The following is a 15374-nucleotide window of genomic DNA, read 5'->3' as shown; positions in this document are numbered from 1 at the left end:
TTTAATCTAACAACTTATTAATCACAGCATATTGCAATAACAAAATGGTTTTGGCATCAATAATTTCAAAAGCTTCTATCATTTTTAAAGCTTGAGAAAAAGGTAGTTCTAAAACCTCAATTTCTTCGTTTTCAATTTCTAAACCGCCTCCTTCGTTAATTTTCATACTATCATCATATTCAGAAACAAACAAAAACATTTTTTCGGTAACTGCACCTGGAGATGTATAACATTCCAATACTTTTTTAGCGCTACTAATTCTGTAGCCTACTTCTTCTTCTACTTCACGAATAATACAAACTTCAGGGTTTTCATTTTTATCTAAAGCTCCAGCACAAACCTCAATGGACAATCCATCTTTTTTTGTGTTGACATAAGCGGGCATTCTAAATTGCTTGGTTAAAATAACAGTTTGCTTTTTTGTGTTGTATAACAGGATACCTGTACCATTACCTCTATCGTAACTTTCGCGAGATAACCGTTTCCAATTACCATCATCAAATTTATAATCGTAATCTACTCTGTAAAGCGTTGCCCATTCACTTGATAAAATATGCTTTTTTATATATCTTAATTTATCTTCCATTTTCATCTGTTTGTTTTATTGTTTTAAAAGGTCAGATGAAATTCGCATTTAATCATATTCTTTGCTATCATGATTCCTTATTGCTCATTTCAAACGCTTTTCTGGCTTCATTTTCAATGTTAATTTGGTTCACACGGGCATCAACTTTTCGTTTAAAATCGGTGTCAGCAATAGTGGCTACATTGTCTAAATAACGAACCACTTCTTGACGGCGGATTTCAGAAAAATCCAAGCCTTTCATATTCGCACGCATCAATTCTTGTAGCATATTGAATTTAGTATCGTAGTCCTTTTTGAAATAAATTTCCGGATTTTCGAACCAATCCTCCTCCAAATCAAAATCGGTTAAACGCAAAGAAATAGCACTTTGAATATTTCGAACATCCCGTGATGAAAAAAACGGAAATGCCTTTTGCATGGCCTTGTACAAATTGGCATAAAATAAATGTTGATTAATTTTAAATTGCTTTTCAACAGTATCATAAATAGCATGCACGCGATCTTCTGAGGGCTTTTCAACAACATTCAGAATCTCTCCCATGTTTTTGGCCAAACCTTGGTCTTGCAAATAGCTGTAATTTTCTGGTCCCTGCATGTTTACAAAATCGGGTATGGTGTCATCTAATTTTCGCCACCATAAATGATCTTGATCTAAAAAATCGTGTTCGGTTCTGGCACCATCAATTTTAAAACGGCCTTGAACACGAGAAATTACTGCTTTATCCAGCATTTCTGGAAGGTTGGTGAAAAGTCCAATAGAACTGTTACCATAATTCACAGCGTAAGCACCTTCAGTATATCTTAAAAACACGCCAATAACTTCTTTCACGCCTGCTGAAACACCTTGGGTTGTTCGTTCTTGCAAATTATTTTCGGCATCGTCAATAGGTGCAAAAATGAGTTTTGTTGGGTCTTGCAGGGGTTTCATCCACTCAACCATTTTTTCAGCAGAACCCCCTTGAAAGGTTGAAATCAAAGTATCTGGCATAGGGTGAAATAAGAATGGAATCTCTAATGTATCACAGTGTTCTTTCAAACGAGTGGCAATGGCTGCAATTAACATACTTTTCCCAGTTCCAGGAATTCCATACCCCATAAATACAGGCATAAAACCCCCAAGTTCTTGAAACGGATTCTTTTTTGCTGTAAAGTCGTAACTTAACATGCGCTCAGTTAAACGCCTTGCAAAATGTTTAGCATCACGGTTTCCAACAATTTGTTCAAACTGGACTTTATTAAACTCAATACTTTTTGCTGTGCCTTGAAATACATTATTCCAACCCGAAATAGCAAACTCCGATTTTTCAAGTTTATAGGTTCTGTCTTCAATGGTTTCGGTATATTCTAAAGAGCTTTTTCGCAATTGGATTTCATCAATCAGTGCTTCAAAATAAACCACCGTAAAATCAATGACATCTTTATCTGACTTAATGATTTCAGGATGCCCCAGATACTTGTCATAGTAAAACAAACCACAAGAAATACCTTTTATAGGCGACATGAAAGACACCTCAGGAATACCGGCAAACTTTTGTTTCATCACACTCAAATCGTCTGAAGCATACGGTTTTAAATCGTTTAGAATTTTATAAGCTGCTGAAAATAGCATAAACGCTGTTGCTGTAAGCATTTTGCTTTCAAACTCACGCTTTCCATTGTTATCTAAAGCTGATTTATTCTCGTTTAAACTGGATAAGCCAGAAGCATCATAGTAACTATCTTTAATCCAAATACCTAGAGTTAAACCTTCCTGAACGGCGAAAAGGGTTTGATTCAAATAAATAGGAATCGCCACAGAATCGGGCAATAAACGCTTTTTTAAAGCTAAAATCGTTTTGGAAACCGATGTGATTTCAGCAGTATTAGAGCCATTGTTAGCTCGTGATAAATACAATAAAATAGATTCGTCTTTAGTGTCTTTATCTCTGCTTTTAGCTTTGGCACCTTGCTCCCATTGCACACTTTTTAGGTAAGAGGCTGCTTCGTCACGAAGCATATCGAGTTCGGATAATTTTATGGGAAATGTTGAATTATGTTCCATGTTTTATAAGTTTTCAATACTCCGTTAATGTTATACTAAACTGAATACTGTGACTGTTTACTTTTTTATGTCTATTTTAAGGTCTGCAATTTCAATAGGCGCTTTTGCCAACTTATTCATAAGCTCTGGTGTTTTATTGTAAAGCAATTGAATGATGCGGTGTGGTGCAAACACATACTTTTGTTTTAAAACAGTATCCCATTTTTGGAGAATTTGTTTACTAAAAAAACTACCTTCTTTAAACTCACTATTCGATTTTAATTCGTCCAATCGCAAAGAAATTGCATACGATTCCAAAGGGATTTCTTTTTGACCAATGCTTTTTAAAATAGCATGGGTAATGTCGTTTTCATCTTTCGCAAATACATTGTGTAAAGGTCCCAAATCGATGCGTTTAATGAGTTTTGGAGATATTTTGGGCAATCGTCTGTCAATAGCATACGCCATAGTGTCTAAAGGCATATCTCTATCCGCTGTGGTTTTTAAAACCTCATAAATATCATCTTTATAATCATTAACGCGATTACCATCATAATTGAAATACATGAAGCAAATAAAGGGTCGGTTATTCGACACATCATAAAAGCTCCAACTCGTTAATAAATCTGCATGTGAGCCTTTTGGAGCACTTAATATTTTCCCTTGTACAAATCGATTAAAAATGTACTGTTTGTTTACCGACGAATAATACACTATAGAAGCCGCTTGAAACAGTTTACTTTTTCTAATAACCTGCTTTTTATGCATTAAAGTTTCCAAAAACTCTTGCTTTAAAGTAGCTATAGGGGTTAGTTTTTCTAAATATTCATCACGTAATTCCAAATCATTAAATAAATAGCGAAACTCCAAATAGTTTGGAAAACCTGAATCGGTTAAATCGACTTTCATATTGTCCTCTTCATCATACATATACTTGATACGCATCGCTTCAATAGAATACAAAAGCAAATCGCAGTATTGCTTAAATAATAACACCTCTTGATCGTTACAAAGTTTTTCCCTTTGTACGGCCACAATCAATTCCTTAAAGGCAAAATCTATCATTTTATGGTAAAACACATATTGCTCTTTAGAGTCGAGAATAGCGGAATCTAAGGGTGTTACGATGTGGTTTATGGACATTATTTTAGTTAAAGGTGAAGATTTTGAAATTAAAAGTTATTACTGGAACCTGAAAGATTATTGATCAGTGCGTTAAGGATTGTAGCGATATCCTTTTGCTTGTGGCAAAAGATTTAGCGAAAAGCCTGACCCCGATTTTTACATCGGGGTAACGCTCACATTATATTAAGACAATAAATCGTCTTCACTGGCTTTTGGCTTTGTTATACCCTCAGGTTTACCATCTTCACCAGCTGATTTATTGGCATCGGCTTTATAGTAATCTTCAAAAATTTCTTTCATATCGATGCCGTAACGCTCTGCAAAATTCTTTTGGATTTCACCATCTTTAGCACGAATTTCCTGCAATGCCTCAGCATAACTACTATAAACGCCTTGCATCACTTTTTCGTGAACCGGGATGTTATCCATCATGTCTTGACGTGCTTTGGCACTAGCGGTATGCATCGAAGCTAAAGTCTCACCAATATGCTCATCAGTTTTTACACCCAAATGCTCTAAAATTGCCGCAAATTCTTGGTCGGTTCTGGCTTTTAAAGCCACTACATAACCATCGTAATATTTAAGGCGCTCTTCAGTATCACTCTTTAATTTAGCGCGATGTGTTTGCAAGTTACTACGTAATGAGGTTAATACCTTAATGGTTAAATTATGTTTGTGAACGAAGCTGTCTTTACTCGCAGCAAGGGTTGTATATGCGTTTTTAAGGCCTTCCAACTCTTCTACTTTTTGTTCAAGCTGAGTGACTTTCCCAACGGCTTGCGCATAATCTGCAGACTGCTTATCCACAATATCTTCCAATTCTTGTCGAGCTTGTTTTAACAAAGCATATTGCTCTTCAAGTTTCGCTTCAACCTCTTTCTTTTTCTCTAAAGCTTTGGTATGATTTTTAGTAGCTTCAACGATGGCATCTTGTAATTTATCTTCTACCTCTTTAATCTCAATTTCTCGGTTTTTTAGACGCGAAACAGCGGCTTGCGATTTATAGGATAGTTCGCTTAATAAGGTTTGAACATCGGCACTTTCAATACGCTCTTGAAACATCGCTTTGGCCTTATTATCGGCTCCTGCCCTTACTTTTTCAGCTTCTTTTAATCCTGCTTCAGCTTTTGCAATTTTACTTTTTCTACCCCAAAGGTTGTTCCACCAAGTATCTGGTTTTGCTTGGGCATCTTCTAACTCAATTCTAGCACGTTCCAAGGCTTTTTGAGCATCATCAATTACTTTTTGCTCTGTTGGATTTAAAGCTGAAAATTTTTCAAAAATAATACCAACTTCATCTTGATAATCCGTCAAATCTTTAATAGCATCTAATAAGGTGGTTCTATCTTTTTCTGCCATATGAACGACATCATCCAAGGTAGCATTAAGAATTTTTTGTCTTACTTGAGGGTCATCCTCTTGAGACAATTTAGATTTCATGGTGTCAATGGCTTTTCCCCAGTTAACATCCACTTTTTCGCTTTTTTCGTTTGAATTGGTTTCTAATAAATCAAAATCATCAGACATAGTATGGTTTGTGTTTTAAATTGAACATTTTAAGGATAAGCAATTTCTATAAAAAAAATCATTTCTAAAAGTAAATGAAAGTTTAGTTTAAGATTTTTAATATAAAATTTGATGCTTTAATTTATTGGTATGTGAAATAATTGAAATGTTACATTTTTTTATTCTGATGAAAATAAATTATCTTTAAAACTTAATCAGATACAAAAATGAAAATTAAAATACTATTGCTGTTGCTTTCTATTATTTGTTTTACAAATTGTAAGAATAATAAAGAAAAAAAAGACATAGATGAAATTAAAATGATTGCAGAAGTTGTTGAAAAACCAACTTTAAAGATACACCCAATTGAGCACGCCAGTGTGGTTCTAGAATTTGGTGATTTAACAATTTTCATAGACCCAACACTAGGCGCAACAGCGTATAAAGACTTCAATAAACCTGATTTTATTGTAATTACAGATATTCATGGAGATCACATGAATATAGAAACCCTTATAGCATTAGACTTAAAAACAACTAAAATTTTAGCACCAAAAGCAGTTGCAGAGCAGCTACCCGAGGAATTAAAATCAAACGTGGTAATAATAAATAATGGAGAAATTAAAAACTTTGTGTCTTTTATGATAGAGGCTATTCCCATGTATAATTTGCGTCAAGAAGCGCTAAAATTTCACGAAAAAGGAAGAGGTAACGGCTATGTTTTTACCTTTTCGGGAGAACGAGTATACTTCTCTGGCGATACTGAAGATATTCCTGAAATGCGTGCTTTAAAAAATATTGATAAAGCATTCGTATGCATGAATTTACCATATACTATGACTGTAGAAAGTGCTGCTAGTGCTGTTTTAGAATTTAAACCAAAGCAAGTATATCCTTATCACTACAGAGGACAAGGTGGTTTAAGTGATGTAGAAAAATTTAAATCTATTGTTCATGAAGCGAACCCTAATATTGAAGTTGTACAACTTGATTGGTACCCAAAATCTTAAGTCTTTAACCTTTAGGATTTAGTAATTTTATTCTATATTTGATAATCTAACAATCAAATTTAAGTGCATTCATGATGCCCCTTAATCTATTCTCATTTTTTTTATTAGTTGACCAATCCAGCATTGTAACGATGTTGATTGTCGTAGTCGTTTTTTTTAGTGTGCTTTTGCTTTTAGGTATTAGAAAGTCCTATAAACTAAAAAAGGAAAATGAGCGATTAGATGAAATGAACAAAAAAATAGCTGAGTACGAAGAAAAGCCTTATCAAGATTTTACAGAAGGTCACATGTATGGTGGTGATAATAAATAAAAAATGAATTCTATTAAATAAACCTTTTAGCTATTAATGTATTTATTGCCTCAAAAAAAAAAATTACAGTCAGCTGAAATAATAATTTCTTTTAAGTTTATGAGCAGACCAAAATAATGAGATTTAGGAAACTTAGTTGTAAACATATTGATAAAAAACCTGCTTAGAAGCAGGTTTTTTTATTTATCTCACTAATTTTTTATACTTAATTCGTTTAGGCATTAAATCACCTCCCAAACGTTTCTTCTTATTTTCTTCATATTCACTAAAACTACCTTCAAAGAAATAGACTTGACTATCTCCTTCAAAAGCCAAAATATGCGTACATATTCTATCTAAAAACCATCTATCATGAGATATCACTACGGCACATCCCGCAAAATTTTCTAAACCTTCTTCTAAAGCTCTTAACGTATTGACATCAAGATCGTTAGTTGGCTCGTCTAAAAGCAGAACGTTACCCTCTTCTTTAAGTGTCATAGCCAAATGCAAACGGTTTCTTTCTCCACCTGATAGTAATTTTACTTTTTTGTTTTGCTCACTACCACTAAAGTTAAATCGACTTAAATACGCCCTAGAATTTACTTGGCGTCCTCCCATCAAAATCAATTCTTGCTCATCACTAAAATTTTGCCAAATTGATTTTTCAGTATCAATATTAGAATGCTTTTGATCTACATACGCGATTTTAGCCGTTTCCCCAACAATAAACTCTCCCTTATCTGGGTTTTCTTCACCCATTATCATTCTGAAAATGGTAGTTTTACCAGCTCCATTTGGTCCAATAACACCAACTATTCCCGCTTGTGGTAATTTAAAATTTAAATCTTCATATAACAGTTTATCTCCATATGCCTTGCTGACTCCTATAGCTTCTATAACATTGGTTCCTAAACGAGGTCCGTTTGGTATATATATTTCAAGCTTTTCATCCAGTTGCTTTTGGTCTTGACTTAATAACTTATCATAATTATTCAAACGTGCTTTTTGCTTGGTTTGCCTTCCTTTTGCACCTTGCCTTACCCATTCTAACTCGCGTTCTAAAGTCTTTTGGCGTTTGGAGGCCACTTTGCTTTCTTGAGCCATTCGTTTGGATTTTTGATCTAACCAAGAGGAATAATTTCCTTTCCAAGGTATCCCTTCTCCTCTATCCAATTCTAAAATCCAACCTGCCACATTATCTAAAAAGTACCTATCATGTGTCACCGCGATTACTGTCCCTTTATATTGCGCTAAATGATGTTCTAACCAATGTACAGATTCAGCATCCAAATGGTTGGTTGGTTCGTCCAAAAGTAACACATCAGGCTCTTGTAAAAGTAAACGGCACAAGGCCACTCGACGACGCTCTCCACCTGAAAGCACACCTATTTTTTTATCGCCTTCTGGAGTGCGTAAAGCGTCCATTGCAATCTCTAATTTAGTATCGAGTTCCCAAGCATTCGCCGCATCAATTTGATCTTGAAGTTCTACTTGACGACTCATTAACTTTTCCATTTTATCTGGGTTGGAATAGACTTCTTCCAAACCAAACATATCATTTATTTTGTTGTATTCATCTAAAATCGCAACAGTTTGGGCAGCACCTTCTCGAACCACTTCCATGACCGTTTTATTATCATCAAGCTTTGGTTCTTGTTCCAAATATCCAACACTATATCCTGGTTGAAAAATAACATCACCTTGGTAATTTTTATCAACACCTGCTATAATTTTAAGCAAGGTAGATTTACCTGAACCATTAAGTCCTAAAATACCAATTTTAGCACCATAAAAGAAACTTAAATAAATGTTTTTAAGAACCGGTGTGTTTGCTGATTGAAATGTCTTGGTTAAACCAGACATTGAAAAAATAATCTTTTTATCGTCACTCATTTTATACGCGTCCCTTTAAAGCGTTAAACACCCAAGCTATGGCGAAAAAACCAATTCCAACAGTGGCAAAACCCCAGCCAGCTACATCATCATATCGATATGCACCCATTAAAATTAGTACGACACCCATAACTATCATTAATACTGTAGCCCAAGCTAACACTGTATTTTTATTCATTGCCATTTTTATAAATTCTTAATTGTTTTTGTATAGGATTACAAATATCGTTTTTTTCAATAAAAAAAGCATCCACTGGGATGCTTTTTTACAAAGTTCATTTTCTTAAAATATTACCATACTATTTTTTAAAATCGAGGATTTTTATTTCGGACCTTCTATTTTCTTGGTGCTTATCTTCAGAGCATTTTGTACTATCATCACATTCATTTAAAAGTTTCTCCTCTCCAAAAGCTTTTCCAGAAATGTTATCTGAATTAACATCAAAAGTTAAAAGATAATCAATGGTTGCCTTTAAACGCTTCTCCGAGAGGATTTGGTTATAAGCTTTTGATCCTCTTGAATCTGTGTGTGAACTAATTTCTATTAACAAATCAGGATACTGTTCTAAAATTTTGGCTAGCCTTGCAATGGTGTTTTTTGATTCAGTTTTAATTACAGCAGAACTAAAATTAAAATTAATTTTATCTAAAGCTTTAATACTGTTTTCAACTTTTTTACGCTCATCAGCCAATGCTATTTGTTTTTCTTTTTCAATTTGACTCTGTTTTGCTTTTTCTTTCTCTATCGCCAATTTTTCTTGGAAAGCTTTTTCTTGCTCTGTGGCCAAATTAATAGAGTCATTAATTTTTTCCTGCTCCAATTTTTCTATTAAGCTTAATTTTTCCTGTCCTTCTGTGGTTAACTCCTTTTTGGAGCCAAACCTATATACTATTCCTGCAGCATATTGCTTATAATTGGTCGCATTTGGTGATAATGACCATTTACCAGATGCGTTAATGTCTAAACCTATTTTATCTGAAAACCAAGTTCTAAAACCTACAACAGCATTGGCTGTGACTCTAGACTTACTATTTGCATTTGTGAAACCTAATCCCGTTCCTAAATAGGGGTCAAACCAACCCGTATCACCTAGTATTTCATTTAAATCATAGCTCAACCTGGCATCGGCAGAGAAAAAATCCTTAACGCCAGATAAATTTTGTTTGTCAATTCTATTACCAGAATCATATCTACTGTATGCACCAATAAATTCTACCCCTAATCCGTTCTCAAAATACTTTCCAATACTTATGCGAGAAGGATATGGAACGGCATTCCACGAAGAATTAAAATCCAATAAATTATTGAAAACATCACCAGAATCATCCACAAAATGATATCCTAAACCAATAATCCAAGAACTTTTTACAATGGAGTCGTTTTTTGTTAAAACAGGAGTTTGAGCGAATAACGAATAAATGTTGGCTAAAAGAACAACAAATAACATTCTTTGTTTGAATACCATTATTATAATAAATTTGGGGTTTACTAGTGCAAATTTTATTTTAAAAAAAATATTTAAAAAAAATAAACTTTTAAATGTGGTTTTTGTCGATTAAATGTAAACAGCCTAAAAATAGTCGTCTTTTTTTAAATTTCATCGGTGATTGTTACAAATAAAAAAGCATCCATCAGGATGCTTTTTGTTATAAATTATAAGGTAATTTAAGCCATTGGTACTTCGATAAATAAAAGTCCAGTATCCTCGTTTGCTGTAATATCAAAACTATCAGTATCAAAAACGCCTATAGCATCTCTGGTATCTAGTGAATTTCCATTAATGGTATGATTCCCAAAGATATTCATTACATAAACACCATGGTTTTTACTTTTTAAATGATAATTCAATGTTTTTCCTTTATCTAAATCTATCCTTGAAATAATGGCATTTTGATGAATTTTTAAACTTTCTTCATGATTTTCATCAATCGAAGACACTAAAGTTTGTAGCTTGTTTTTTCTACCTTCAGCATCAAAGGTTTTTTGGTCGTAACGAGGGGTAACATTTCTTTTATTTGGAATTATCCAAATTTGAAATAAACTTAAATGTTCGTTTGAAGACCCATTAATTTCGGAGTGTTGTACGCCTGTACCTGCACTCATAACCTGTACTTCACCTGGAACTACTGGTATCCAAGCATCTCCCATATTATCACGGTGCTTTAAAACCCCTTTGAGAGGAATAGTAATAATTTCCATGTTATCATGAGGATGGGTTCCAAATCCCATATTAGGCGAAATAACATCATCATTTAAAACGCGTAATGCCCCAAATTGTATTTTATCTTTATCAAAATAATTAGCAAAACTGAAAGAATGGTTTGCTTGTAACCAACCGTGGTTAGCAAATCCTCTTTCATTTGCTCTATGAATAACTGTTTTCATCTTAATATTGTTTCTTTTATCGCATTTTATCAAGCAAATTGCTTAACTGTTCTGCTTCGTTTTCTGTTAAATTTTTAATTAATTCTTTATTAAAACTATTGGGTATGGACTCCAATAAATCTTTCCCTTTTGGTGTTATGACAATTTTAACCACTCGCCTATCATGATCACACGGAAGCCTATCAATATATCCCTTGGCGTATAATTTATCCATCAAACGTGTTGCATTTGGTGAACGTTCAATCATTCTATTCTTGATTATTTGAACGTTTAGTGGCTGGTTAGCACCGTTTAAAATTCGTAAAATATTGTATTGTTGTGGTGAAATTCCATAAGATTTAAAAAACTCATTTTGGCAACTGGAAATCCAATTGGCAGTATATAAGATATTTAACAGAGCCTTAACCCTATTGTTTGGAAATTTAGAATTTATATCTGTGCTTATGTCACCCATATCTGTTTTAAAGACTTTTTTGAAACTGTCTTACAGAATTTTTTAATTGCTCATCAAAATCATCTTTAACGATCTTTCCATTTTTAAAATTATCTCCAAAAAATGGCAAAGAAAATGTTTCAATAATATTGGCATCGTGGTAAGGGAAACGACCTTTGGCAATTTCTAAAACCGTGAGTCCGCCTCTTCCCCCCGGGGATGTAGCCATGAGTAACATGGGTTTGTTAAAAAACATTTTGGCCTCTATTCTAGTCAACCAATCAAAAAGGTTTTTAAAAACGGTTGCATAAGCACCATTATGCTCTGCTAAAGACAAAATAATACCATCCGTATTTTTTAAAATATCTAAAAATTTGTTGGCGTTATCTGGAATACCTTTGTCGTTTTCCAAGTCGATACCATATAGTGGTAAATCATAATCGTTTAAATCTAAAATAGTAACGTTAACATTATCAACTAAACTAGATGCGTACGTTGCTAATTGTTTGTTTATTGAGTTCCTGCTATTTGAGCCTGCAAAGGCAATAATATTCTTCATAAATTATTTTTTATGATACAAATATAGGTTGAATAAATTTATTTTCCAAGGAAACTATTTCCATGTTATATATTTTATGATTTCATTAACATTGAGTAGATTAATTTTTTGAAACTTTTGTACATTAGCATAAATAAAATTTCAATGGATATCAACTTCAACAAAAACGAAGATCATAATAAACTCTTAGTTTCAGAACTTAACAAACGTCTTGCAAAAGTTAAACTTGGAGGCGGTAAAACTAGAATTGATAAATTGCATGCTCAAGGTAAAATGACAGCCAGAGAACGTGTGAATTATTTATTGGATGAAGGAAGAAAGTCCATTGAAATTGGGGCTTTTGCTGGTGAAGATATGTACAAAGAACATGGAGGATGTCCTTCGGGAGGTGTCGTAGTAAAAATAGGATTCATCAAAGGAAAGCAATGTATTATAGTTGCCAATGATGCCACTGTAAAAGCAGGTGCTTGGTTTCCTATTACAGGTAAAAAAAATTTAAGAGCACAAGAAATTGCTATTGAAAACAAGTTGCCTATTATCTATTTGGTGGATTCTGCTGGTGTATATCTACCCATGCAAGATGAAATCTTCCCAGACAAAGAGCATTTTGGACGTATTTTTAGAAACAATGCGATTATGAGCAGTATGGGAATTACACAAATTGCTGCCGTTATGGGAAGTTGTGTGGCTGGTGGCGCATATCTTCCTATTATGAGTGATGAAGCTTTAATTGTTGATAAAACTGGTAGTATTTTTTTAGCCGGAAGTTACTTAGTTAAAGCTGCTATTGGTGAAACCATTGATAATGAAACCCTTGGTGGCGCCACGACCCATTGTGAAGTTTCAGGTGTCACAGATTATAAAGCTAAAGATGATAAAGACGCTCTCGATAAAATAAAAAATATTGTGAGTAAAATAGGGGATTTTGATAAAGCTGGATTCAATAAAATTGATTCCAAAAAGCCTAAAGAAAATCCTCAAGATATTTACGGTATCATTCCTAAAAGTCGTACAGACCAATATGATATGTATGACATAATTAAACGATTGGTTGATGATTCTGAATTTGAGGAATACAAAGCTGGTTTTGGAAAAACCATTATTACCTGTTATGCCCGTATTGATGGTTGGGCCGTTGGTATAGTGGCTAACCAACGTCATATTGTAAAGACTACCAGTTCCAAAACCAAACCTACCGAAATGCAATTTGGTGGGGTTATTTATAATGATAGTGCTGATAAAGCTACCCGATTTATCGCCAATTGCAACCAGAAAAAAATACCCTTAGTATTCTTACAAGATGTTACTGGCTTTATGGTGGGTAGTAAAAGTGAGCATGGTGGTATTATAAAAGATGGTGCAAAAATGGTTAATGCAGTGAGTAATTCGGTAGTACCAAAATTTACAGTTATTATAGGGAATAGTTATGGTGCTGGAAATTATGCCATGTGTGGTAAAGCCTATGACCCACGATTAATTGTGGCATGGCCTAGCGCTGAACTAGCTGTTATGAGTGGAAACTCTGCAGCAAAAGTTTTGTTGCAAATTGAAAAAGCATCTCTTGAAAAGCAAGGTGAGAAAATTACTCCTGAAAAAGAGGAAGCTCTTTTTAATAAAATTAAAGATCGTTACGATAATCAGGTATCTCCATATTATGCTGCAGCGCGACTATGGACAGATGCCATTATTGACCCCTTAGACACCAGAACTTGGATAAGCATGGGTATTGAGGCCGCAAACCACGCGCCTATTGAGAAAAAATTTAATTTGGGAGTATTGCAAGTATAACTACTTAATTTCAGCACTGTAAGGAAATAATAACTGAATGCCTTTACGCTCTTTCAAAGCTTTTATTTCTTGATATATCTTATAGTTCTCTTCTCCTAATTCTTCCTTTAAAATAGTAGATTTTGTTTTTACCAAACCAAAATCTTCCAGCATTTTTTCAAGGTCTATTTCAAATACAGGGAATTCCTTGGTTTTATAATCTTCAAGTCCAGCGGCTTCAGCGGCACGTTGCAAGGCTAAATCCAAACCACCCAATTCATCCACCAAACCAATATTTATGGCATCAACACCTGTCCAAACACGACCTTGAGCAATAGCCTCAACCTCCTCTCTGGTTAGGTTTCTCCCTTCAGAAACACGTTTAATAAACAACTCATAAGTTTCCAAAATACCTTCTTCTAAAAACATACGTTGTTTATCATTCAAAGGTTCAAAAAAGCTGTAAGTAACTGCATTAGTATTGGTTCTAACTTGTTCTGCATTAATGCCCATTTTATCTGCAAGTTCATTGCCATTTGGTAAAATACCAAATACACCAATACTTCCAGTTATGGTAGTAGGTTCAGCAATAATTTTATTGGCATTAGTGGCCATGTAGTAACCTCCAGAAGCTGCTAAATCGCCCATAGAAACAATAACCGGTTTTACTTTTTTTGTGAGTTCAATTTCCCTCCAAATAAGCTCACTTGCCAAGCCACTGCCGCCTGGGGAATTAATTCTTAAAACAATGGCTTTAACTTTATCGTCTTCTCTAGCTTCTTGAAGCGATCTGTTCATGCTACCCTGACCAACAGTGTTTTGGTCCCCTTCTCCATAAATAATCTCACCCTCGGCATAGATAACGGCTATTTTGTTTTTAGTAGAATAATTTTGAACTTTTGTAGCTGCATATTTAGCATAATCCTCTATTGTTATTAATTTTATATCATCTTTAGAATCTAAATTAATAGCTTTTTTTATGTCATTTAGATATTCATCGTAATAGCTTATTTTATCTATAAGCTTTGAGTTTTTTGCTAAAATGGGGGTTCTTGCCAATAAGCTATCTGCAACGTAATTTAGCCTTTCTACAGGAATTTGTCTGCTTTTAGAAATATCTAGTTTAATTTCATTCCAAAGTGAATTTAGATACACCGAGATTTGCTCGCGGTTATTGTCACTCATTTCATTTTCGAGATAAGGCTCTACAGCACTTTTATATTTGCCCAGACGAATGACTTCCATTTTTAATCCCGATTTTTCTTGAAAATCCTTGAAGTATAAATTTTCAGAATAAAGGCCTTTAAACTCCATCATGCCCACCGGATTTAAATAAATAGTATCTGCAACAGAACTTAAATAATAATCCTTTTGAGTATAAATATCGGCATAAGCTACGATAAATTTTCCCGATTCTTTAAATTTTAATAAAGCTGCTCTTAAAGCCTTAGTTTGGGAAATCCCAGCATCAATAAAATTGTTATCGATAGAAATTCCCTTGATGTTATTATCTTTTGCAGCATAATGGATAGCATCAATTAAATTGAAGAGGCCATTTTTTTTATCTTCATTTAAAAAAGGATATTCAGCAAAAACAACTTTTCCAGCATAGTCTTTGATTGGAAAATCCAATCTTAAATCTAATACAGAATTTGGTTTCACTTTTACGATGTCCTCTTCGCTGGGACCTAATAACAAACCAAGAACCATCAATCCAAAAAAACAGATAATTAGGAACACGAATATACCTGTTACAGTAGATAAAACACGCTTTAAAAAATTCATAGCAATATGTT

14 protein-coding genes are annotated in these 15374 nt (G+C 33.9%); 3 read left to right on the top strand and 11 right to left on the bottom strand.

Going from position 1 to position 15374, the window contains the following annotated elements; translation table 11 throughout:
- Position 1: 1 nt before the first annotated feature.
- The 4 genes from ABD963_RS06570 to ABD963_RS06555 all read right to left on the bottom strand — a co-directional run bounded on the left by ABD963_RS06570 (position 2) and on the right by ABD963_RS06555 (position 5258).
- Positions 2 to 586: an NUDIX domain-containing protein gene (locus ABD963_RS06570; protein ID WP_345276158.1), complete on the bottom strand. Its 585-nt coding sequence runs from the start codon at positions 584 to 586 to the stop codon at positions 2 to 4.
- 67 nt (positions 587 to 653) lie between these two features.
- The gene (locus ABD963_RS06565; RefSeq protein WP_345276157.1) at positions 654 to 2627 is read right to left on the bottom strand and encodes an AAA family ATPase; all 1974 of its coding nucleotides are present in this window, start codon (positions 2625 to 2627) and stop codon (positions 654 to 656) included.
- Positions 2628 to 2684: 57 nt separating this feature from the next.
- On the bottom strand, positions 2685 to 3749 hold the full coding sequence (locus ABD963_RS06560; RefSeq protein ID WP_345276156.1) for a hypothetical protein: 1065 nt from the start codon (positions 3747 to 3749) through the stop codon (positions 2685 to 2687).
- Between the two features lie 165 nt (positions 3750 to 3914).
- Positions 3915 to 5258, bottom strand: coding sequence for a coiled-coil domain-containing protein (locus ABD963_RS06555; RefSeq protein WP_345276155.1), 1344 nt, complete (start codon positions 5256 to 5258; stop codon positions 3915 to 3917).
- Between the two features lie 206 nt (positions 5259 to 5464).
- Here ABD963_RS06555 and ABD963_RS06550 point away from each other — a divergent pair, with 206 nt between their 5' ends.
- Together ABD963_RS06550 and ABD963_RS06545 are read left to right on the top strand one after the other, a co-directional pair.
- The gene (locus tag ABD963_RS06550; protein ID WP_345276154.1) at positions 5465 to 6247 is read left to right on the top strand and encodes an MBL fold metallo-hydrolase; all 783 of its coding nucleotides are present in this window, start codon (positions 5465 to 5467) and stop codon (positions 6245 to 6247) included.
- Positions 6248 to 6318: 71 nt separating this feature from the next.
- Positions 6319 to 6558, top strand: a complete 240-nt coding sequence (locus ABD963_RS06545; protein ID WP_345276153.1) for a hypothetical protein — start codon at positions 6319 to 6321, stop codon at positions 6556 to 6558.
- Between the two features lie 183 nt (positions 6559 to 6741).
- Here the strand turns inward: ABD963_RS06545 and ettA are convergent, their stop codons facing one another.
- From ettA to ABD963_RS06515, 6 genes are all read right to left on the bottom strand, one after another.
- Entirely contained in the window at positions 6742 to 8433 is a 1692-nt protein-coding gene (ettA, locus tag ABD963_RS06540; protein ID WP_345276152.1) for an energy-dependent translational throttle protein EttA, read from the bottom strand.
- A 1-nt stretch (position 8434) separates the two neighbouring features.
- On the bottom strand, positions 8435 to 8617 hold the full coding sequence (locus ABD963_RS06535) for a CAL67264 family membrane protein (RefSeq protein WP_139002555.1): 183 nt from the start codon (positions 8615 to 8617) through the stop codon (positions 8435 to 8437).
- Between the two features lie 115 nt (positions 8618 to 8732).
- Complete coding sequence (locus tag ABD963_RS06530) at positions 8733 to 9899, bottom strand: OmpA family protein (protein WP_345276151.1); 1167 nt, start codon at positions 9897 to 9899, stop codon at positions 8733 to 8735.
- 200 nt (positions 9900 to 10099) lie between these two features.
- The gene (locus ABD963_RS06525) at positions 10100 to 10819 is read right to left on the bottom strand and encodes a pirin family protein (RefSeq protein ID WP_345276150.1); all 720 of its coding nucleotides are present in this window, start codon (positions 10817 to 10819) and stop codon (positions 10100 to 10102) included.
- A gap of 16 nt (positions 10820 to 10835) precedes the next feature.
- On the bottom strand, positions 10836 to 11273 hold the full coding sequence (locus ABD963_RS06520) for a MarR family winged helix-turn-helix transcriptional regulator (RefSeq protein WP_345276149.1): 438 nt from the start codon (positions 11271 to 11273) through the stop codon (positions 10836 to 10838).
- Between the two features lie 7 nt (positions 11274 to 11280).
- Entirely contained in the window at positions 11281 to 11811 is a 531-nt protein-coding gene (locus ABD963_RS06515; protein WP_345276148.1) for an NADPH-dependent FMN reductase, read from the bottom strand.
- Between the two features lie 144 nt (positions 11812 to 11955).
- Here ABD963_RS06515 and ABD963_RS06510 point away from each other — a divergent pair, with 144 nt between their 5' ends.
- The gene (locus ABD963_RS06510; protein ID WP_345276147.1) at positions 11956 to 13599 is read left to right on the top strand and encodes an acyl-CoA carboxylase subunit beta; all 1644 of its coding nucleotides are present in this window, start codon (positions 11956 to 11958) and stop codon (positions 13597 to 13599) included.
- Here ABD963_RS06510 and sppA read toward each other — a convergent pair whose 3' ends face one another.
- Positions 13600 to 15363, bottom strand: a complete 1764-nt coding sequence (gene sppA, locus ABD963_RS06505; RefSeq protein ID WP_345276146.1) for a signal peptide peptidase SppA — start codon at positions 15361 to 15363, stop codon at positions 13600 to 13602.
- Positions 15364 to 15374: the final 11 nt, after the last annotated feature.

It is taken from the genome of Litoribaculum gwangyangense (genome assembly GCF_039543505.1).
Taxonomy (GTDB): Bacteria; Bacteroidota; Bacteroidia; order Flavobacteriales; family Flavobacteriaceae; genus Litoribaculum; species Litoribaculum gwangyangense.
The sequence above is the reverse complement of the archived record's forward strand: the minus strand, read 5'-3'. Positions and strand labels throughout refer to the sequence as shown.

What these genes read in the sequence shown, in the direction of transcription:
- ABD963_RS06570 (WP_345276158.1), bottom strand. Translation starts at nt 586, where the DNA reads ATGGAAGATAAATTAAGATATATAAAAAAGCATATTTTATCAAGTGAA.
- ABD963_RS06565 (WP_345276157.1), bottom strand. Translation starts at nt 2,627, where the DNA reads ATGGAACATAATTCAACATTTCCCATAAAATTATCCGAACTCGATATG.
- ABD963_RS06560 (WP_345276156.1), bottom strand. Translation starts at nt 3,749, where the DNA reads ATGTCCATAAACCACATCGTAACACCCTTAGATTCCGCTATTCTCGAC.
- ABD963_RS06555 (WP_345276155.1), bottom strand. Translation starts at nt 5,258, where the DNA reads ATGTCTGATGATTTTGATTTATTAGAAACCAATTCAAACGAAAAAAGC.
- ABD963_RS06550 (WP_345276154.1), top strand. Translation starts at nt 5,465, where the DNA reads ATGAAAATTAAAATACTATTGCTGTTGCTTTCTATTATTTGTTTTACA.
- ABD963_RS06545 (WP_345276153.1), top strand. Translation starts at nt 6,319, where the DNA reads ATGATGCCCCTTAATCTATTCTCATTTTTTTTATTAGTTGACCAATCC.
- ettA (WP_345276152.1), bottom strand. Translation starts at nt 8,433, where the DNA reads ATGAGTGACGATAAAAAGATTATTTTTTCAATGTCTGGTTTAACCAAG.
- ABD963_RS06535 (WP_139002555.1), bottom strand. Translation starts at nt 8,617, where the DNA reads ATGGCAATGAATAAAAATACAGTGTTAGCTTGGGCTACAGTATTAATG.
- ABD963_RS06530 (WP_345276151.1), bottom strand. Translation starts at nt 9,899, where the DNA reads ATGGTATTCAAACAAAGAATGTTATTTGTTGTTCTTTTAGCCAACATT.
- ABD963_RS06525 (WP_345276150.1), bottom strand. Translation starts at nt 10,819, where the DNA reads ATGAAAACAGTTATTCATAGAGCAAATGAAAGAGGATTTGCTAACCAC.
- ABD963_RS06520 (WP_345276149.1), bottom strand. Translation starts at nt 11,273, where the DNA reads ATGGGTGACATAAGCACAGATATAAATTCTAAATTTCCAAACAATAGG.
- ABD963_RS06515 (WP_345276148.1), bottom strand. Translation starts at nt 11,811, where the DNA reads ATGAAGAATATTATTGCCTTTGCAGGCTCAAATAGCAGGAACTCAATA.
- ABD963_RS06510 (WP_345276147.1), top strand. Translation starts at nt 11,956, where the DNA reads ATGGATATCAACTTCAACAAAAACGAAGATCATAATAAACTCTTAGTT.
- sppA (WP_345276146.1), bottom strand. Translation starts at nt 15,363, where the DNA reads ATGAATTTTTTAAAGCGTGTTTTATCTACTGTAACAGGTATATTCGTG.